15 protein-coding genes are annotated in these 18,575 nt (G+C 65.4%); 8 read left to right on the forward strand and 7 right to left on the reverse strand.

Annotated elements, in window-relative coordinates; translation table 11 throughout:
- The first annotated feature begins 1 nt into the window (after nucleotide 1).
- Both ISS20_RS05530 and ISS20_RS05535 read left to right on the forward strand, forming a co-directional pair.
- On the forward strand, nucleotides 2–1,039 hold the full coding sequence (locus ISS20_RS05530; protein WP_291434510.1) for a tripartite tricarboxylate transporter substrate binding protein: 1,038 nt from the start codon (nucleotides 2–4) through the stop codon (nucleotides 1,037–1,039).
- A gap of 189 nt (nucleotides 1,040–1,228) precedes the next feature.
- Nucleotides 1,229–2,908, forward strand: a complete 1,680-nt coding sequence (locus ISS20_RS05535; protein ID WP_291434512.1) for a tannase/feruloyl esterase family alpha/beta hydrolase — start codon at nucleotides 1,229–1,231, stop codon at nucleotides 2,906–2,908.
- A gap of 82 nt (nucleotides 2,909–2,990) precedes the next feature.
- Here the strand turns inward: ISS20_RS05535 and ISS20_RS05540 are convergent, their stop codons facing one another.
- The 3 genes from ISS20_RS05540 to ISS20_RS05550 form a co-directional block, all read right to left on the reverse strand.
- On the reverse strand, nucleotides 2,991–3,506 hold the full coding sequence (locus tag ISS20_RS05540) for a hypothetical protein (RefSeq protein WP_291434514.1): 516 nt from the start codon (nucleotides 3,504–3,506) through the stop codon (nucleotides 2,991–2,993).
- A 101-nt stretch (nucleotides 3,507–3,607) separates the two neighbouring features.
- Nucleotides 3,608–3,859, reverse strand: coding sequence for a GlsB/YeaQ/YmgE family stress response membrane protein (locus ISS20_RS05545; RefSeq protein WP_291434516.1), 252 nt, complete (start codon nucleotides 3,857–3,859; stop codon nucleotides 3,608–3,610).
- Between the two features lie 83 nt (nucleotides 3,860–3,942).
- Nucleotides 3,943–4,650 carry an adenylate/guanylate cyclase domain-containing protein gene (locus ISS20_RS05550; RefSeq protein WP_291434518.1) on the reverse strand — a complete coding sequence of 236 codons (708 nt, stop codon included), beginning with the start codon at nucleotides 4,648–4,650 and terminating at the stop codon, nucleotides 3,943–3,945.
- A 169-nt stretch (nucleotides 4,651–4,819) separates the two neighbouring features.
- Between ISS20_RS05550 and ISS20_RS05555 the strand changes: the two genes are divergently transcribed.
- Entirely contained in the window at nucleotides 4,820–5,272 is a 453-nt protein-coding gene (locus ISS20_RS05555; RefSeq protein ID WP_291434521.1) for a hypothetical protein, read from the forward strand.
- A gap of 39 nt (nucleotides 5,273–5,311) precedes the next feature.
- On the opposite strand, the gene ISS20_RS05560 is transcribed toward ISS20_RS05555, so the two are convergent.
- Complete coding sequence (locus ISS20_RS05560) at nucleotides 5,312–5,899, reverse strand: C40 family peptidase (RefSeq protein ID WP_291434523.1); 588 nt, start codon at nucleotides 5,897–5,899, stop codon at nucleotides 5,312–5,314.
- Nucleotides 5,900–6,093: 194 nt separating this feature from the next.
- Here ISS20_RS05560 and ISS20_RS05565 point away from each other — a divergent pair, with 194 nt between their 5' ends.
- The 4 genes from ISS20_RS05565 to ISS20_RS05580 all read left to right on the forward strand — a co-directional run bounded on the left by ISS20_RS05565 (nucleotide 6,094) and on the right by ISS20_RS05580 (nucleotide 10,637).
- Nucleotides 6,094–7,266: a PQQ-dependent sugar dehydrogenase gene (locus ISS20_RS05565; protein ID WP_291434525.1), complete on the forward strand. Its 1,173-nt coding sequence runs from the start codon at nucleotides 6,094–6,096 to the stop codon at nucleotides 7,264–7,266.
- Nucleotides 7,267–7,488: 222 nt separating this feature from the next.
- Nucleotides 7,489–9,018 carry a thymidine phosphorylase family protein gene (locus ISS20_RS05570; RefSeq protein ID WP_291434563.1) on the forward strand — a complete coding sequence of 510 codons (1,530 nt, stop codon included), beginning with the start codon at nucleotides 7,489–7,491 and terminating at the stop codon, nucleotides 9,016–9,018.
- A gap of 2 nt (nucleotides 9,019–9,020) precedes the next feature.
- The gene (locus ISS20_RS05575) at nucleotides 9,021–9,935 is read left to right on the forward strand and encodes a ribose-phosphate diphosphokinase (protein ID WP_291434527.1); all 915 of its coding nucleotides are present in this window, start codon (nucleotides 9,021–9,023) and stop codon (nucleotides 9,933–9,935) included.
- Between the two features lie 93 nt (nucleotides 9,936–10,028).
- Complete coding sequence (locus ISS20_RS05580; protein WP_291434529.1) at nucleotides 10,029–10,637, forward strand: isochorismatase family protein; 609 nt, start codon at nucleotides 10,029–10,031, stop codon at nucleotides 10,635–10,637.
- A gap of 84 nt (nucleotides 10,638–10,721) precedes the next feature.
- Here ISS20_RS05580 and chrA read toward each other — a convergent pair whose 3' ends face one another.
- A complete protein-coding gene (gene chrA, locus ISS20_RS05585) occupies nucleotides 10,722–12,074 on the reverse strand; it encodes a chromate efflux transporter (RefSeq protein ID WP_291434531.1) in 1,353 nt (450 codons plus the stop codon).
- Nucleotides 12,075–12,258: 184 nt separating this feature from the next.
- Between chrA and ISS20_RS05590 the strand changes: the two genes are divergently transcribed.
- On the forward strand, nucleotides 12,259–14,160 hold the full coding sequence (locus ISS20_RS05590) for a propionate--CoA ligase (protein ID WP_291434533.1): 1,902 nt from the start codon (nucleotides 12,259–12,261) through the stop codon (nucleotides 14,158–14,160).
- 48 nt (nucleotides 14,161–14,208) lie between these two features.
- Here the strand turns inward: ISS20_RS05590 and ISS20_RS05595 are convergent, their stop codons facing one another.
- The gene (locus ISS20_RS05595) at nucleotides 14,209–14,655 is read right to left on the reverse strand and encodes a GNAT family N-acetyltransferase (protein ID WP_291434535.1); all 447 of its coding nucleotides are present in this window, start codon (nucleotides 14,653–14,655) and stop codon (nucleotides 14,209–14,211) included.
- Between the two features lie 98 nt (nucleotides 14,656–14,753).
- Nucleotides 14,754–18,572, reverse strand: coding sequence for an EAL domain-containing protein (locus ISS20_RS05600; RefSeq protein ID WP_291434537.1), 3,819 nt, complete (start codon nucleotides 18,570–18,572; stop codon nucleotides 14,754–14,756).
- Between the last annotated feature and the right edge of the window lie 3 nt (nucleotides 18,573–18,575).

Genomic DNA, 18,575 nt, shown 5'->3' on the forward strand with positions numbered 1-18,575 from the left:
CATGACCTCTTTTTCCACGCTCACCCGCACCCTGTCCCGCCGCTTCTCTCGTCGGCATGCCCTGCGCAGCGTCTGCCTGGCAGCCACGGTGGTGGCGGGCCTGGCCCCTGCCGCTAGCGCCCTGGCGCAGACGGCGGGCTACCCCAACAAGCCGGTGCGCATCATCGTGGGCTTTCCGGCGGGCACCGGGCCGGACATCGTGGCGCGGCTGCTGGCGCAGAAGCTGTCGGAAGGCTGGGGCAACCTGGGCGTGATCGTGGACAACAAGCCCGGCGCCGGTGGCCTGATCGCCGCGACCGAGGCCGCGCGTGCCACCCCCGATGGCTACACACTGATGCTGGGGGAAACCGGCCAGCTGAGCATTGCGCCCAGCAGCTACAACAAGCTGCCCTATGACCCGCAAAAGGACTTTGCACCCGTGAGCCAGGTGGTCACCGCCGACTTCGCGTTGCTGGTCAACCCGCAAAAGGTGCCGTCGCGCAATGTGAAGGACTTTGTAACATGGACCCAGCAGCAAAAGGGCCTGTTCCTGGCCACCTTTGGCGCGGGTACCCCGGGGCACTTTGGCGCCTTCATGTTTGGCGAGGCGGTCAAGCTCAAGCCCGAACCCGTGCACTACAAGAACACCACCGACGCGCTGGGTGGCCTGTTCAGCGGCGACGTGCAGGGTGTATTCGCCAGCGTGGGTCTGGCTGCGCCCAACGTGAAGGCAGGCAAGCTGGTGGCGCTGGGCACCACAGGCGGCACCCGGTCCAACGCACTGCCCGATGTACCCACCATCAAGGAGCAGGGCTACCCCAGCCTGGAGTTCAACTCCTGGTTTGGCATCGTGGCCCCGGCCAAGACCCCCCCCGAGATCGTCGCCAAGCTGAGCGCCGACATCATCAAGGCCGTGCAGTCGCCCGAGGGCAAGGCCAAGATGGAAGAGGCTGGTTTCCGCGTGACGGGCACCAACCGCGAGGAGTTCGCCCGCATCATCGCGGCCGATACGGTGACCTGGGGCAAGGCAGTGGCCGCCACGGGCTTCAAGGCCGACTGAGTCGGCACTGCCCAGTTATTGCCGGGCGCTACGCATTCCGCTCGCAGGGCGGCGCCAGGTGATAGGGGCAACGCCCTTCGATTTTCAAAAAATCCGCGCACCTTCCTCAGCGACGCCCTGACGGCCGTCGCCAGGCGTTGCTGCGCCAATGGTTCAACCCCACAAGACCGATCAACCGAGGAGACCACCATGCCATCCCTTTCGCTGGATACCCCCATCGCGCAACGCGTTGCGCTGCCCGCCGCCGTGCTGCTGCCGTTATTGCTCAGTGCCTGCGGCGGCGGCAACGCTGTGCTGGTGACCGAGAGCGCCAACCCGGCCGCCGCTTGCGCCGCATTGAGCACCAACGCGCAGCTCAGCAACACCAACTTGTCCACCAGCTATGTGCCACCGGGCACGCGCCGCCCCGGTGGCGCTGCCACGGGCGACTTTTTGCCCGGGCACTGTGTGGTCACAGGTGCCATCAACCCGCGTGTGGGTGTGGATGGCAAGAACTATGCGATCGGCTTTCAGTTGAGCCTGCCCGACCGCTGGAACGGACGCTTTCTGTTCATCGGCGGGGGCGGCAACGACGGCATCCTGCGCGACACCTCGCTCAGCTCCAGCATTTCGGGCGGCACGCCATCGCCACTGGGGCAGGGCTTTGCGGTGGTGTCCACCGATGCGGGCCATACCGGCACCAGCGCCAGCTTTGGCGCCGACCCGCAGGCGCGCACCGACCATGCCTACAACTCTTACGACAAGACGGCCGTGGCCTCCAAGTCGCTCATCAGCACGCGCTACGGCCGCAAGCCCGACTACTCCTACTTCTCTGGCTGCTCCGGCGGCGGGCGCCACGGCATGATGTTCTCGCAGCGGTTCCCGGACTACTTTGACGGCATCACCGCCGGAGCGCCCGCCATGCGCGTGTCCAGCGGTGCCACGGTGGCCGCCATGTGGAACACCATCCAGTTCAACGCCATTGCGCCCCAAGACGCCAGTGGCAACCGCATCCTGTCGCGCGCCTTCAGCAACACCGACCTGAAACTGGTGGCCAATGCGGTCAATGCCCGCTGCGACGCGGCCGACGGCGTGGTGGACGGCCTGGCCCAGAACGTCAACGCCTGCAAGGCGTTTGACCCCAGCGTGCTGCAATGCGCGGGCAGCAAGACCGACAGTTGCCTGTCGTCCGCCCAGGTGGGTGCGCTCAAGAGCGTGTTTGCCGGGCCCCGCAACTCTGCGGGCAAGGCGCTGTATACGGGCCAGCCTTGGGATGCCGGACTGGCGGCTCCTGGCTGGCGGTCCTGGACACTGGGTAACTCGACCACGGCCACCCCCGACGCACGCTACATCACGCTGATGGTGGATGCCCTGGTCAACGAGTTCTTCACGCCGCCCGATCTCTCGTTCAACCCGCTGGCCTTTAACTTTGATACCGACCCCGCACGCATGGCCGCGTACTCTGCCGTCTACGACACCTATGCCGACGACAAACTGGCGGCCTACCAGCGGCGCGGGGGCAAGCTGTTGTTCATCCACGGGATGTCCGACCCGATCTTCTCGGCGTTTGACACCATCGACTACTATGAGCGCCTGTCCACCAACAACGGCGGCATGGCGGCCACGCAGAACTTTGCGCGAACGTTCCTGGTGCCGGGCATGAACCACTGCTCGGGCGGCCCGGCCACCGACAACTTCGACTCGATCCAGACCATGGTGGACTGGGTAGAGAAGGGCATTGCCCCACAAAGCATCGCGGCCAAGGCGCTGCCCACCAACGCAGACTTTCCCAACCGCACGCGTCCGCTGTGCCCCTACCCGCAGTTTGCCAAGTACAAGGGCTCGGGCAGTGTGGAAGACGCCAGCAGCTTTGTCTGCTCGGCCAGTTGATGCAACGTCAGTGTGAGTCCGTAACGATGCACAAAGGGCCCTCTCGGGCCCTTTGTGCTTTTTGCCGCCGGTTCATTGGGGGTCAGCGCTTGGCCGCTGAAGAGGCCACCGGCGGCGGTAGTCGCAACTGCGCCTGTTGCACCACGCGGATGCAGTCGCGCAGGTGCTGCTCGCCCAGGTAACGTAAGGTGGCGTAGCCAATGGTGGCTGCGATGGCCTGGCCTGCCAGGGGCACGTACTTGGCTGCCTGTTTGGTGCTCAGTCGCAGCCCCACTGTCTGGGTGGCACGGATGACCAGCTCGCGGGTGATCAGCTTGCCGATGAGCACGGACCCCACCAGGCCCACGGCCTTTTGCACCTGCTCCCGCTTTTTCGGGTCCATCTGGTCGATCTGCTCTGCCGACAGGCCGAATTCGGTATTGATCTGAGGGATCAGGCGGGAGAGCAGGGCGGCATCGACCGCCCAGTCAAGCCCCGGCACCGGCACCACGCTGGCCGCCGCCGCCACCATGGCGCGGCGGTGTAGCAGCTTGCGTGCGCGGCGTACAACCGCGGCCAGTTCAGGGTCTCCAGCGGCCATTTGCAATGAGGTGGGCATGGGTGACAAGGTGATGGAGGTTGAATGGGTGGTGAAAGTGGGTGATCCAGTGTGTGATTCAGGGATCGGGTGGCGGCCGGTTCTGCGGGCGCTACTGCCGCTCAGGATTTGCTTTTGACCAGGCTATAGACCACCAGCAGTGCGGCAGCTCCCAGCACAGAGGCAATCCAGCCAGCGCTGTCACCCTGGGCATACCAGCCCATTGCCATGCCCACATAGCTGGCCAGGAACGAGCCTGCAATACCGAGCAGCGCCGTCATGATCCAGCCCAGTTTGTCGTCCCCGGGTTTGATGGCACGGGCAATCAACCCCACCACCAAACCAATCAGTAGCATCCCAAGCAGTGACAGCATGTTTTTCCCCTTGATAGTTGGTTCAGACGATTGAGTCACTTTACAGATGAGGTAGTCAAATCGCTGTCGGACAATGCCCCCTGTCAGCGTCCCCCAGGTGTGGTGCCGCTGAAAGCCCTGGAGCCCCATGGATGCAATGGGCGCTCGAAAAGGCATCGTTCAAAGCGGTGCGCATGCAGTTCCATGCCCGATATCTGGTGGTCGGTGCGGGCACAGACATAGCGGCCCGCAGGCAGGCTGGCGCAGGCGGCCTCTGTGAGCAGGATCTCGTTGGCCGTGGCAATGTCTTCGCCCAGCTTGCATGCGCAGTTCATCTCCGGGCCAAACAGGTCTTCGCGTGCAATTACCAGGGTGGGGCCAAAGCCTATGCCTGCGCTCACGTTCAGTGCCCGCTCGGGCGGCAACACGGTGTTCATGGCACTCAGGGCGCGCAGGGTGTCCAGCGCGGCCTCCAGGGCCTGCTCGGGTGTCGCGAATACCGCAAACAGGTTGTCCGCCTCCTGCTTGATGACTTCACCGCCATTGCCCTCGATAGCGGGGCGCGCTGCCTGCTCCATCTGGTGGATCATCGCCAGAAAGTGAATGATGCCGTGGCGCTGGGTGATGCGGGAGAAGCCGCACATGTCCAGCACCAGTATGGCAACACTGCGCACAAAAGCCTGCTCAATGGCAGCGTCAATCGCTCCGGTGTCGCTGGCGGGGGTCTGGTTGCGCTCTGACAGCAGGCGCTTGAGATAGCCTTTGTCGTGCGCTGTCTCGGTGTCGGGTGGCAGTGCGGGGGTGTGGTGCATGGCAGCGCCCTGTGGGTGGTGTCCGACATGGTAGCGCGGCCCGTGCTGGCGCTGATCAGGTCCAGCCCAAGGCTACAGTGGGCTGTCCCAAGGGCTGGCCGGGTGTGCGCAAGACTTCTCGCATCGCCCCCGCTGCCTGCCCCACTACAGACAGAAAGGTGTACCCACCATGTTCACTACGTCATCCGCCCCCTTGTTTTCGCTCTCCGCTGCGCCAACTCCTGTGGGGAACAGCCCCGCGTGGAAGCGCTTCCTGGCGCGCCCTGCAGCCATTCTGGTTGCTGCACTGGCCTTGGGCGGTGCACTGTCATGGCCCACCGCCGCGCAGGCGCAGAGCGACGAGGCATCTTTAGCGCGCGGTGCGGTGCCCGACACCACGCCCCAGCAGCGCTACCAGTCGGCAATTCGTGAAGCGGGGGGTGGGCTCAAGGTGAGCCTGGAAGAGTGCCGAACCATGCCGACAGTGCAGCGCAAGGGCTGCGAGTCCGAAGCCCGGGCGCGTTACCAGGCCGATATGTCGGCTGCCAAGGCGCTGTTGCGGGGCGATCCATCTGCGGGACCGGTCAACATCAGCGGCGGCCCGGTTCGCAGCACCGAGACGGTGTATGTGATCAAGCCCTGATGCACACATGAGGGCGCAGCGCCCTCAGTGGTCACGCGCTTATTTTTGCGTCTGGGGTGCCTGGGCGCTGTCGACGCCCTCGCCGGGCGTCACGCGGCGTGCGCCGTTGAAGCGGCGGGCCCAGTAGGCCATTCCCATGTCTTCCACCCGGATCTCCGAGCCGCTGCGGGGCGAGTGGATGAACTTGCCATCCCCCACGTAGATGCCCACGTGGCTGAAGTTGCGGCGCATGGTGTTGAAGAACACCAGGTCGCCGGGTTGCAGTTCTTTCTTGTCGATGATCTGGGTGGCTGCAGCCTGCTGATCGGCACGGCGTGGCAGAAGAAGGCCCACAGTCTGCTCATAGATAGCGCGCACAAAGCCGCTGCAGTCAAAGCCGGTCTCGGCGCTGTTGCCGCCGCGCTTGTAGGGCACGCCCAAAAAACCCATGGCGTTGACCACCAGATCCCCCGCGCGGCCTGCCACGGTCTGGGCCTTGTCAGCCACCTTGTGGCTCACGTCTTCGAGTCGGGTGAAAAGCCCTTTGTCCGCGAGCAAGCGGTCCATATCGTCAGAATTGGTGCCCTGGGGCGCAGCATGCGCAGCGGTGGCGCAGGCAAGGATGAGAATACATAACCATCTGGACATGGGGGCGAAGGGTAACACGGTACGGTTGTTTATCAAAAATAAGCGTTTTTGCAAGCTGTTGATTTGATTCAGATAAATGGATTAGCCTTGGTTTTTCAGATGCGAAAGCAGCTTGCAGGACGCGCGCCAGACCGGCTTTGCACCGCCCAGGTGCTGCCGGTGGCCGGGACACAGGCCATGAGGAGCTTGAGAGCATGGGTTGGAAATCAAATCCGCGGGTGGCGCTAGTGAATAAAGCACGGGCTGCTATATTTTTGATAGTGGCTGGGGCGCATGCAGGCAGCCAGGCTCAAAACGCACCGATTCCCGCAGCAGCGGTGTCGCTGGCACCCGTGGCCAGCGGCCTCGCCCATCCGTGGGCGGTGGCCTTTTTGCCAGGCGGGCAGTTTTTGGTGACGGAGCGACCCGGCCGCCTGCGCGTGGTCAGCGCGACCGGGCAGGTGGGCCCTGCGTTGGCTGGCGTGCCGCCGGTGGCGGCGGGCGGGCAGGGTGGCCTGCTGGACGTGGTGACCGACAGCGACTTTGCACGCAACCGCCGCATCTACTTTTGCTTTGCAGAGCCTGCAGCGGGTGGCTCGGCAGGCAACAGCACAGCGGTGGCGCGTGCCAGCTTGTCGGCCGACGCTAGCCGCCTGCAAGAGGTGCGGGTCATCTTCAGCCAGCGCCCCAAGGTAGAGAGCGCACTGCATTTTGGCTGCCGCATTGCGCAGGCGGGAGATGGCAACCTGTTTGTGGCGCTGGGCGAGCGCTACCAGCGCAAGGACGACGCCCAAAAACTCGACAACCACCATGGCAAGGTCATTCGCATCACCCCAGACGGTGCCGTGCCGCCCGACAACCCGTATGCCAAGCAACCCGGCGCCTTGCCCGAGATTTGGAGCTACGGCCACCGCAACCCCCAGGGCGCCACAATAGGCCCCGACGGCAAGCTGTGGATGCACGAACATGGCCCCCAGGGCGGCGACGAGATCAATTTGCCCCAGCCCGGGCGCAACTACGGCTGGCCTGTGATCACCTACGGCGAGAACTACGGCGGCGGAAAGATGGGCGAGGGCACAACCCGCGCGGGCATGGAACAGCCGCTGCACCAGTGGACGCCGTCCATCGCCCCCTCGGGCATGGCATTTCTGACCAGCACGCGCTACGGCGCGGCGTGGCAGGGCAGCTTGTTCGTCGGGTCACTCAAGTTTGGCACCCTGCATCGATTGGAAGTGGCCAGTGGCAAGGTGCAAAAAGAGGAACGGCTGTTGCAAGGCAATGGCGAGCGCATTCGCGATGTGCGCCAGGGGCCAGACGGCTTGCTGTACCTGTTGACCGACAGCCCACAGGGGCGCTTGCTGCGGCTGCAGCCCGCTGTGGCCCCGTGACTGGTTTTGCTTGATGCAGGTCAAGCAAGCCAGGAGATGGGTGCCCGAACCCGTTGACCCGGGTGATCCCGCAGCTTGCGGCGGGCTTTTTCGGTATAGGCTGGCGCGATGCACGCCGAGCCCACCCTCTCATCCTCTGCCGTCCCCTCCGTTCCTGCTGCCGTCTTGGCCAACCCGGGCACCGCCCCCGCCGACACTGCGGGTGCGCCACCCCGTTCCCAGCTGGCCCTGCGCCGCGTGGCCATCGACACCTGGCGCGAAAACGTGGCCTACCTGAACCGTGATTGCGCCGTGTACCGGGCCGAGGGCTTCCAGGCCCTGTCCAAGATCGAGGTGCGCGCCAACGGCCGCCGCATCCTGGCCACTGTGAACGTGGTGGATGACCCCGCCATCGTGGGCTGCCACGAGTTGGGCCTGTCGGAAGACGCGTTTGCCCAGCTGGGTGTGGACAACGGCCACACCGTGTCGGTGGCGCAGGCCGAGCCGCCCGAGTCCATGGGCGCGCTGTTTCGAAAGATTGCCAGCGAGCGCCTCACCCGCGAGGACTTTGGCGCCATCGTGCGGGACATTGCCGACCACCGGTATTCCAAGATCGAACTCACCGCCTTTGTGGTCGCCTGCCACCGCAGTGAGCTGGACCGCGAGGAAGTGTTCTTTCTGACCGATGCCATGGTGGCCAGTGGCCGCAGGCTTGACTGGCACGAGCCACTGGTGGTGGACAAGCACTGCATTGGCGGCATTCCGGGCAACCGCACCACCATGCTGGTCGTGCCCATCGTGGCCGCGCACGGCATGTTGTGCCCCAAGACCTCGTCGCGCGCCATCACCTCGCCTGCGGGCACGGCCGACACCATGGAGGTGCTGGCCAAGGTGGAGCTGCCGTTTGAACAACTGGCCGACATCGTGCGTGACTACCGGGGCTGCCTGGCCTGGGGCGGCACGGCCAATTTGTCACCTGCCGACGATGTGCTGATTTCGGTGGAGCGGCCGCTGTCCATCGACTCGGCCGGCCAGATGGTGGCGTCCATCCTGTCGAAAAAAGTGGCGGCGGGCGCCACGCACCTGGTGCTCGACATTCCCATCGGCCCCACGGCCAAGGTGCGGTCCATGCCCGAGGCGCAGCGCCTGCGCCGCCTGTTTGAATATGTGGCGCGGCGCATGGGCTTGTCGCTGGACGTGGTCATCACCGACGGCCGCCAGCCCGTGGGCAACGGTGTGGGCCCGGTGCTGGAGGCGCGCGACGTGATGCGCGTGCTGCAAAACGACCCACGTGCGCCCGACGACCTGCGGCAAAAGTCGCTGCGCCTGGCCGGACGCCTGATCGAATGCGACCCCGATGTGCGCGGCGGCGACGGCTATGCGATTGCGCGCGACATCCTTGACTCGGGCCGCGCGCTGGCACGCATGAACGCCATCATCGCCGCCCAGGGCAGCACTGGGTTTGACCACAACCACCCGGCGCTTGGTGCGCTGACGCTGGACGTGGTGGCCCCGGCCAGCGGCGTTGTCGCGGGCATCGACAACTACCAGATCGCCCGCGTAGCCCGCCTGGCCGGTGCGCCCAAGGTGCCCGGCGCCGGGGTGGACCTGATGCACAAGCTGGGTGACACCGTGGCCGCCGGAGACCTGCTGTACCGCGTACATGCCAGCTACCCGGCCGACCTGGAGTTTGCGCGCCATGCGTGCGAACGGGACTGCGGCTACCGCCTGGGAACCGCCGACGAGGTGCCTCGTGTGTTTGTGGAGTTCTGATCATGTTCCCGCCCGAAGCTGCCTGTTTGCTGTATTTCGATGACGAAGCCGCACCTGCGCTGCGCCTGGCGCAGGCCGCAGGCCTCACCGCCAAGGCCATCGAACGCCACCGCTTCCCTGATGGCGAACTCAAGTTGCGGCTGCCCGTGGATGCCACAGGCCGAATGCCAAGGCACGCCGTGTTGCTGCGCAGCCTGCACCAGCCCAATGAGAAACTGGTGGACCTGCTGCTGGCCGTGCGCACGGCCCGCAACCTGGGCGTGCAGCACCTCACGCTGGTGGCGCCGTACCTGGCCTACATGAGGCAGGACATCGCCTTCCACCCCGGCGAGGCCGTGAGCCAGCAGGTGGTGGGCGGGTTTCTGGCCGGGCTGTTCGACGCCGTGATCACGGTGGACCCGCACCTGCACCGCATCGAGCGGCTGGAGCAGGCCATCCCCGTGCCGCAGGCGGTGGTGCTCAGCGGCGCCGAGCCGCTGGCCGATCTGATTGCCCAGCGCCGCCCTAATGCTTTGCTGGTGGGGCCTGACGGCGAATCCGCCCAGTGGATTGCCCAGGCCGCCACGCGCCACGGTTTTGACCATGCCGTGTGCACCAAGGTGCGCCATGGTGACCGCCATGTGGCCATCGAGCTGCCCGCGCTCAATGCCCGGGGCAGGGCGGTGGTGTTGCTGGACGACATGGCCAGCACCGGCCGTACGCTGGCGTTGGCAGCACGGCTGCTGCTGCAGGCGGGTGCGGCATCGGTGGATGTGGCCGTGACCCACGCGCTGTTCGCGGGCGATGCGCTGCAGGTGCTGCACGACGCGGGCGTGGGAGAGGTGTGGAGCACCGACTGCATCCCGCACCCCAGCAACGCGGTGGCCATGGCGGGGCCGCTGGCGGCTGCGGTGCGTGCGGTGTTGCCGTCCTCCTAGCCAATCACCCCCGCAGGGCTGCGACAATGCGCCACTCTTTGAAAGCGCTGCCGCCCTGGTCGGTGGCCCCACCAACAAACCACCCATCACACCATGCTGCTTGATGCCACCGAATCCCAACTCGTCCTGATTGACTACCAGGAGCGCCTGATGCCCGCTATCTTTGAGGGCCCCGCTGTGCTGGCCAACGCCCGCCGCCTGGCCGAGATCGCGCGCATGCTGGACGTGCCCGTGTGGGGCACCGAGCAAAATCCTTCGCGCCTGGGTGCCAACGACGCCGCGCTGCGTGCGTTGTGCCAGAAAACCCTGGCCAAGATGCACTTCAGCGCTGCCGAAGAAGGCCTGGGCGAATGGCTGCGCCCACCGACCAAGCCACAGCAGGGCGGCAACGCGCGCAGCCTGCCCAAACACCTGCAAAAGCCCGCTACCGCCCAAGGCGACGAGCGCGGCACCATCGTGATTGCCGGATGCGAAGCCCATGTCTGCCTGCTGCAGACGGCGCTCGACCTGCTGGAAGACGAGTTTGAAGTGTGGGTGGTGACCGACGCCTGCGGCTCGCGCACCGAACGCAACCGCGACGCCGCCTTTGACCGCCTGGCTGGTGCGGGGGCTGAACTGGTGACCACCGAGATGGTGGCGTTTGAGTGGCTGGGCAGCTGCGAGCACCCGGCGTTCAAGGACGTGCTCGGGCTGATCAAATAGCTCTTTTAAGCCAAATTGGCTTCTAGCGCATGATTTTCATGCGCTGGTAGCTATCAAAATAATAGTGATTCATGCAGTTTCCGGTCAGGCGAAGTAAGGCACCGCCAGCTTGACCGCCAGACCCGCCAACGCACACACGCCCAGCAGCGGCATGACGCCCAGCTTGAAGCGGAACAGCGCCACCAGCGCGCCCACGGCGATCAACGCTGACACGGCGTCGAAGCGGCCGCCAAAACCCTGCGGCCACAGCAGGTGGTACGCAAAAAACAGGGCCAGGTTCAGGATCACGCCCACCACGGCGGCGGTGATGGCTGACAGTGGCGCGGTAAAACCGAGCTTGCCGTGTGTGGCCTCCACCAGCGGGCCGCCTGCCAGGATGAAGATGAACGAGGGCAAGAAGGTCACAAAGGTCACCACAGTGGCAGCCGCTGCAGCGCCTGCAAACAGTGCGTCCGCTCCCCACACCTGCTGCAGCCAGCCGCCCACAAAGCCGACGAATGCCACCACCATGATCAGAGGGCCGGGTGTGGTCTCTCCCAGTGCCAAGCCGTCAATCATCTGTGGGCCGCTGAGCCACTGATAGTGCTCTACCGCGCCTTGGTACACATAGGGCAGCACGGCATAGGCGCCGCCAAACGTCACCAGCGCGGCCTTGGTGAAGAACCAGCCCATCTGTGTGAGCGTGCCTTGCCAGCCCTGGGTGGCTACCAGCAGGCCCATGGCCGCCAGCCACAGCGCCAAACCCGCCGCCAGTACCTTGACCAGGTGGCTGCGCGAAAAGCGCGCATGTTGGGGGGTAGGGGTGTGGTCGTCGATCAGCGCCGGGCCATAGCCTTTGTGCGCATTTGCGTGGCCACCTCCCAGCGCAAACACTGACGGCCAGCGCTGGGCGCCCAAGTAACCGATCAGGGCGGCAGCCAGCACGATGGCAGGAAAGGGCGTGTCGAACGCAAAGATGGCCACAAACGACGCGGCGGCAAGGGCCCACATCCAGCCGTTCTTGAGCGCCCTTGTGCCTATGCGGTGCGCCGCATGCAACACCAGGGCCGTCACGGCGGGCTTGATGCCGTAGAAGATGCCGGCCACCACGGGCACATCGCCAAAGCGCAGGTACACCCACGACAGCCCGACCAGAATGAACAGCGAGGGCAGCACAAACAGTGCCCCGGCCACGATGCCGCCCCAGGTGCGGTGCATGAGCCAGCCGATGTAGGTGGCCAGCTGCTGCGCCTCGGGGCCGGGCAGCAGCATGCAGTAGTTGAGTGCGTGCAAGAAGCGGTTTTCGCTGATCCAGCGCCGGCGTTCCACCAGCTCGGAGTGCATGATGGCGATCTGGCCTGCAGGCCCGCCAAAGCTGATGAACCCGAGCTTGAGCCAGAAAAGAAAGGCCTCGCCAAAGGAGATCGACGAGGGAGCTGGGGACGGTTCTTGATGCATGGCCCGGGAGTGTGACAGCCCCGTGTGACGCAGGTTGGCATATTGATATGCCTGCCGCGATGTGGCTCGGCGCTACCAGGGCACAGCGGGCTACGTCAGTTTGCAGCAAGCCCGTCATGAATAATTATGAATTCAAAACCTGCTGTCCTGGCAGGGCGAGAGAGATGCCGAGGAGACACCCACAATGACCGCACACAGCACCTACGCCGACTTCTACCGCCAGTCCATTGACCACCGCGACGCCTTCTGGAGCGAGCAGGCGAAGCTGATCGACTGGAAGACGCCTCCTCAGCAGGTGTGCGACTACAGCAACCCGCCGTTTGCGAAATGGTTTGTGGGCGGCACCACCAATCTGTGCCACAACGCGGTAGACCGCCACCTGGCCACGCGCGCCAGCCAGGCAGCGCTGGTGGCTATATCGACAGAAACCGACACCGAACGCAGCTACAGTTTTGCCGAGCTGCATGCCGAAGTGCAGCGCATGGCGGCCGTGCTGTTGTCGCTGGGTGTGAAGAAGGGCGACCGTGTGCTCATCTACATGCCCATGATTGCAGAAGCCGCGTTTGCCATGCTGGCCTGCGTGCGCATTGGTGCGTTGCATTCGGTGGTGTTTGGCGGCTTTGCGTCTGGCTCGCTCGCCTCGCGCATTGAAGATGCCGAGCCGGTGGCCGTGGTCAGCGCCGACGCCGGCTCGCGCGGCGGCAAGGTGGTGCCCTACAAGCCGCTGCTGGACGAAGCCATTGCGTTGTCCAAACACAAGCCCAGCGCCGTGCTGATGGTGAACCGGGGCCTGGCTCCCATGCACCTGCAGGCAGGCCGCGACCACGAATGGGCGCCGCTGCGAGAGCAGCACCTGAACACCGTGGTGCCCTGCGAATGGGTGGAATCCACCCACCCCAGCTACACGCTGTACACCAGCGGCACCACCGGCAAGCCCAAGGGGGTGCAGCGCGATACAGGCGGCTACACGGTGGCGCTGGCGGCAAGCATGAAGCACATCTTTGACGCCAAGGCGGGCGATGTGTACTTTGCAACCAGCGACATCGGCTGGGTGGTGGGCCACAGCTACATCGTTTACGGCCCGCTGATCGCGGGCATGACCACCATCATGTACGAGGGCCTGCCCACGCGGCCCGATGCGGGCGTGTGGTGGAGCATCGTCGAGAAGTACCAGGTCACGCACATGTTCTCGGCCCCCACGGCGGTGCGGGTGCTGAAGAAGCAGGACCCGGCCTACCTGGCCAAATACAACGTGAAAAGCCTCAAGGCCCTGTGGCTGGCGGGCGAGCCGCTGGACGAGCCCACGGCCCAGTGGATCAGCGACGCGCTGGCCGTGCCCATCATCGACAACTACTGGCAGACCGAAACCGGCTGGCCCATTTTGACCCTGGCCAACGGCGTAGAGCAGCAAACTACTCGTTTTGGCAGCCCTGGCAAGGCCATGTACGGCTACGGCGTGAAGCTGATCGACGAGGCCACGGGAGAGGAATTGACAGCGCCCAACCAGAAGGGCGTGGTTGCCATCGAAGGCCCGCTGCCCCCCGGCTGCATGCAGACGGTGTGGCGCGATGACGCGCGGTTTGTGAACACCTACTGGAAGAGCATTCCCGGCCGTCTGATCTACAGCACGTTTGACTGGGGCATCCGCGATGCCGACGGCTACCACTTCATCCTGGGCCGCACCGACGACGTGATCAACGTGGCAGGCCACCGCCTGGGCACGCGCGAGATCGAGGAGAGCATTGCCTCCCACCCCAACATCGCTGAAGTGGCCGTGGTGGGTGTGGCCGACAGCCTCAAGGGCCAGGTCGCCATGGCATTTGCCGTGGCGCGCGATGCCTCGGGCCTCACTGACGATGCTGCACGCCTCAAGCTCGAAGGCGAGGTGATGAAGCAGGTGGACCACCAGCTCGGCGCCGTGGCGCGGCCGTCGCGCGTGTACTTTGTGACGGTGCTGCCCAAGACCCGCAGCGGCAAACTGCTGCGCCGGGCCCTGCAGGCCGTGGCCGAGCGGCGCGATCCGGGCGACCTGACGACGATGGAAGACCCAGCGGCGTTGCAGCAGGTGAAGGATTTGGTGGGATGAGTTGGCAGCGCGGCGCGGCACCCAAAGCGCAGTGCCTGGCCTGCCAAATCAATGCGGAGGTCTGGCGAAAAAGGCCTGTTTGCCATGCCGGTCAAACCCGGCTTGCTCGTAAAAGCGCAGGGTGTTTTCGTCTTTGCGGCCGGTCATCAGCGTGACCTTGTAGCAGCGCTCCCGCCACGCGTGGGCGAGGGCGTGCTGCAACAGGGCGTGGCCCCGGCCCTGGCCGCGATGGGTCGAGTGCGTCACGACGTTCTCGATGACGCCATAGGGTCTGCATGCGCGGGTGAGGTTGGGTATGACGGTGAGCGTGCAAGACGAGACCAATAGGCCCGCGTCCCACCCCCCAAAGTACCGAATGCGTGGATTGGCAAGCGCCTCGGCCCACACGGCTTGCACCTCGGGGGCCGCGGGTAAGGGGTCGTCGTATTCGTGCAGTTGGGTGTACAGCCCGAGCAGGGGGGCGAGGTCTTCGGCGCAGAGTTCGCGGATGTTCAATGCTCGTCTCCGATATTCACTGGATACCCTTTGAAACTATCAAAAGCATAGCTAGTCAGGCATATAGCACTGGCGCCTGACCGGAATTTCAGTGTTTTTCAAACCGGCCGGTTCCGTTGCCACCCCGCAGGTGGCTGCCAGGTCGGCGTCCAGCCGATGAAATCCTCCAGCGGCATGGGCCGGGCAATGCAGTAGCCCTGCGCCTGCAGGCAGCCCAGCTGCAGCAGCATCTGCCCCTGTTCGACGGTTTCCACCCCTTCGGCGATCACCCGGTAACCGAACGAGCGTGCCAGGCCGATCACACCCTGCACGATGGCCAGATCCCCCGGGTCGCCCATCATGCCGTGCACAAAGCTCTGGTCGATCTTGAGCGTGTCCATGGGCAGGCGGCGCAGGTACGTCAGCGACGAATAGCCGGTGCCAAAGTCGTCCAGCGCCACCGTCACGCCCATGGCGCGCAGGGCGTTCAGGGTGTCGGCGACGGCGCTCAGGTCGTACAGGGCGGCGCTTTCGGTGATCTCGATCTCGACCAGGTGCGCGGGCACACCTGGGTGGCGGGCCAGGCAGCTGGCCACCCAGTTGGCAAAGTCTGGTTGCTGCAGGTGCTGGGCGGCAATATTGATGCTCAGCGGCATGGGCATGCCGCGGTCCTGCAACTGCTCCAGAACTGTGAGCGCGGCCTCGGCCACCCATTCGCCAAAGCTGATCTCCAGCTCGGTGCCCTCCAGCAGCGGCAAGAATTCACCGGGCGGCACCAGGCCCCTCTCGGGGTGCTGCCAGCGTGAAAGCACCTCAGCGCCCACCACCGAGCCACTGCGCATGTCCACCTTGGGCTGCAGGTACAGGGTGAACTGCGCTTGCGCCAGCGCCTCGCGCAGGTAGTGCCCCTGGGCGCGCAGCAGCTGCACGGCACGCTCCTGGGCGGCGTCGAACTGGTGAAAACGGTTGCGCCCCGCTTGCTTGGCCGCATACATGGCCTGGTCGGCATGGCGCAGCAAGGTGTCGGCGTCGGCGTCGTCCTGCGGGAAGATGGTGTAGCCAATGCTGGCCGTGACGACCACGCGCTCGGTGTCGAGCGTGTAGGGGGCCGAGACGCTTTCCATCACACGCTCCAGCATGCGTTCGCAGTCGTTTACCGAGTCCAGGCCGGGCATGAGGATCACGAACTCGTCGCCTCCCAGCCGGGCCACCGTGTCCAGAGGCTGCAGTGCCCGCGTGAGCCGCCCGGCCACCACCACCAGCAGGCGGTCGCCCGCACCGTGGCCCAGGCGGTCATTGACGGGCTTGAAGCCATCCAGGTCGAGATAGGCCACGCCCAGCTGCTTGCCGGTGTCGCGGGCCTGGGCCATGCATTCCTGCAGCTTGCGTGCCAGCAGCACGCGGTTGGGCAGGCCGGTCAGTGCGTCGTACAGCGCCAGGCGTTGCAGCATCACCTCCTGCTCGCGCTGGGGGGTCACGTCAATGGCGACGCCCAGCATGCGTGCAGGGCGGCCTTGCTCGTCAAAGCCCACGATCTTGCCCAGGTTGCGCACCCAGCGCACCGGCTCGTTGGGCTGGTTCAGACGCCAGGTGGCGTCGAACGGCGTGCCCAGGTGGGCGGAGTGGCGCGACAGCTCGATGGTGATGCGGTCGATATCGTCAGGGGCGATGGCCGTGGTCCATTGCACGGCTGCCGAGGTGTCGCCTGTCACCGGTAGTCCTCGCATCGCACGCCAGCGCCGGTCGCCTGTCACCAGGCCGGTCTGCAGGTCCCAGTCCCACAGGCCCAGCGCTGCGGCGGAGATGGTCAGCGAGAGCAGGGCCTCGCGTTCGCGCACCTGCACCTCGTTGCGCTTGCGGTCGGTGATGTCGTGCACCGAAAACAGCCAGCAGGGTTCTCCGTCGAAATCGATGGCGCGCATGGATTGCAGCACGGTGAGCCGGGGGCCGTTGCGCACGTTCAGGGGCACTTCGTAGTCGCTGAGCTGGCCGGTCCGGCTGACCTGCTCCATCAGGCGCTGGCGGTCTTCGGCCGTGAAGATGCCCAACTCCACCGCCGTGCGGCCGATGGCCTCTTCACGGGGAATGCCCAGTATCTCGACCCAGGCGGGGTTGAGGTCCACGTAGCGGCCGTCGCTGCGGTGCGACAGGCCCATGGGGTAGGGCATGAGATGGAAGATGCGCGAGAAACGCTCTTCGGACTGGCGCAGACGCTGTTCGGCGCGTTTGGCCTCGTCGATGTCCTGCATCACGCCGCGCACCTTGACCACGCGGCCGTTTTCGATCACGGGCTCACCACGCGCGCGCACCCACAGCAGGTGGCCATCGGCATGATAGACCTCCATCTCCATGCTCCATTCGGCGCGAGAACGGATGCTCTGACGGAATTTTTCGCGCAGCGGCTCGCGGTACTGCGGGGCCACATGGCGGTCGATGTAGTCGCTGGGCGGGGGCTGGTTGGGGGACAGGCCGTGGATGTCAAAACACATGTCCGACCAGTACACCAGGCCTCGGCCGCGCTCGTCCTCCCACGCGCCCAGCCGGGCCAGTCGGCCGGCTTGCTGCAGCTGGTTGTAGAGCGCCCGAAGTTCGTCGCTGGTGCGTTGGGCTTCGGTCATGTCGTGGAAAACGAAAACAAAGCAGTTTTCGCCATTCACAAGCACAGAGCGTGCCGACATCAGGCCCGGAACCTGCACCCCTTTGTTTTGCGCGATCAGGGGCAACCGGTCCACCTTGCCCTCGCTCTGGTAGGTGTCCAGAAGCCGCTTGCGCTCGTGCTCGTTGGCCCAGATATGCAGCTCGGACGAGGTGTGACCCAGAACCTCCTCGCGCGTGAAGCCCAGCAGCTCGCAGAACGCCGGGTTCACATCGATATAGCGTCCGTCGGCAATGCGGGTGATGCCCGCCGGGTCGGGCAGCGTCTGGTAGAAGGTGGTGTACTTGGCCTCGGCCGACTGCAGGGCCTCCTCGACCTCGCGGTGGGCGGTGATGTCCACGTCCATGCCGATCATGCTGGTTGGGCGACCCTGGGCGTCGCGCCGCGCCACGGCACCGCGCGACATCAGCCAGCGCCACTGGCCCTGGGTGTTCATCACGCGGAACTCGGCCTCATAGCTTTCCTCCAGCCCGTCCATGGCACGTGCCAGCTTGGCGGCATTGCGCTCGGCATCCAGCGGGTGACGCCGGGCGTACCAGCGTTGCCACAAGTCGGGTGACTTCGCATCTGCACCGGAGATGCCGTATGCCTCGTAAAAGCGTCCATCGCAGATAAACCGGCGCTCGACCACGTCCCATTCCCAGCGGCCGCCACCCAAAGCATCCAGCGCCAGGCGCAACTGTTGCTCTTGCTCACCCAGCGTCTGCTGGATGTTGCTACGCGCCAGCTCGGCGCGGGCTTTGCTGGCAATCACCAGCCAGCCGATCCCGAGCATCAGCACCCCTGCGCCGTGGTGCCAGTGCAAGTTGTTGGCACCTCCCTCGGCCGCACCGGTAGCTGCTATAGCCAGCGAAACCACCAGCGGCAGTGTGATGGTCAGGCCAGCCAGCGGCGCCCATTCGGGCCAATGCCAGCGTGCGCCAAGTTTTCGCCAGGCCCAGCCCGAGGTGAGCGCGCTTCCTAGCACGGTGGTGGCGGACAAGGCGGCTGAGGTGTCTGCCCAGAGCGCTGCCTGCAAGGTCAGCAAGGCGGTGATGGCCGCAGCGGGAACGCCAAAAAACAGTGCCATGAAGGCCGTGGCGGTGGGGTAAGCCACGATGTTGAGTTCTGGCGCGTTCCAGCGCAGGGTCTCAAAGGCGGCGATGGAGACAACACCCCCCGCCACCCCCAGCAGGATCAGGGTGCGCCGCGACGGGTGGAGAGATTCCTGCGGCGAGAGCCAGACCAGCACGAGCAGCAGCAGCATGACGGCGGTGCCTGCCAGCAGCGTGGCGTTACCCATGGC

It is taken from the genome of Acidovorax sp., assembly GCF_016783915.1.
Taxonomy (GTDB): Bacteria; Pseudomonadota; Gammaproteobacteria; order Burkholderiales; family Burkholderiaceae_C; genus Acidovorax.

Coding starts and splice junctions, on each gene's coding strand:
- ISS20_RS05535 (WP_291434512.1), top strand. CDS start 1,229: ATGCCATCCCTTTCGCTGGATACCCCCATCGCGCAACGCGTTGCGCTG.
- ISS20_RS05600 (WP_291434537.1), bottom strand. CDS start 18,572: ATGGGTAACGCCACGCTGCTGGCAGGCACCGCCGTCATGCTGCTGCTG.
- ISS20_RS05555 (WP_291434521.1), top strand. CDS start 4,820: ATGTTCACTACGTCATCCGCCCCCTTGTTTTCGCTCTCCGCTGCGCCA.
- ISS20_RS05550 (WP_291434518.1), bottom strand. CDS start 4,650: ATGCACCACACCCCCGCACTGCCACCCGACACCGAGACAGCGCACGAC.
- ISS20_RS05580 (WP_291434529.1), top strand. CDS start 10,029: ATGCTGCTTGATGCCACCGAATCCCAACTCGTCCTGATTGACTACCAG.
- ISS20_RS05530 (WP_291434510.1), top strand. CDS start 2: ATGACCTCTTTTTCCACGCTCACCCGCACCCTGTCCCGCCGCTTCTCT.
- ISS20_RS05540 (WP_291434514.1), bottom strand. CDS start 3,506: ATGCCCACCTCATTGCAAATGGCCGCTGGAGACCCTGAACTGGCCGCG.
- chrA (WP_291434531.1), bottom strand. CDS start 12,074: ATGCATCAAGAACCGTCCCCAGCTCCCTCGTCGATCTCCTTTGGCGAG.
- ISS20_RS05560 (WP_291434523.1), bottom strand. CDS start 5,899: ATGTCCAGATGGTTATGTATTCTCATCCTTGCCTGCGCCACCGCTGCG.
- ISS20_RS05575 (WP_291434527.1), top strand. CDS start 9,021: ATGTTCCCGCCCGAAGCTGCCTGTTTGCTGTATTTCGATGACGAAGCC.
- ISS20_RS05545 (WP_291434516.1), bottom strand. CDS start 3,859: ATGCTGTCACTGCTTGGGATGCTACTGATTGGTTTGGTGGTGGGGTTG.
- ISS20_RS05565 (WP_291434525.1), top strand. CDS start 6,094: ATGGGTTGGAAATCAAATCCGCGGGTGGCGCTAGTGAATAAAGCACGG.
- ISS20_RS05590 (WP_291434533.1), top strand. CDS start 12,259: ATGACCGCACACAGCACCTACGCCGACTTCTACCGCCAGTCCATTGAC.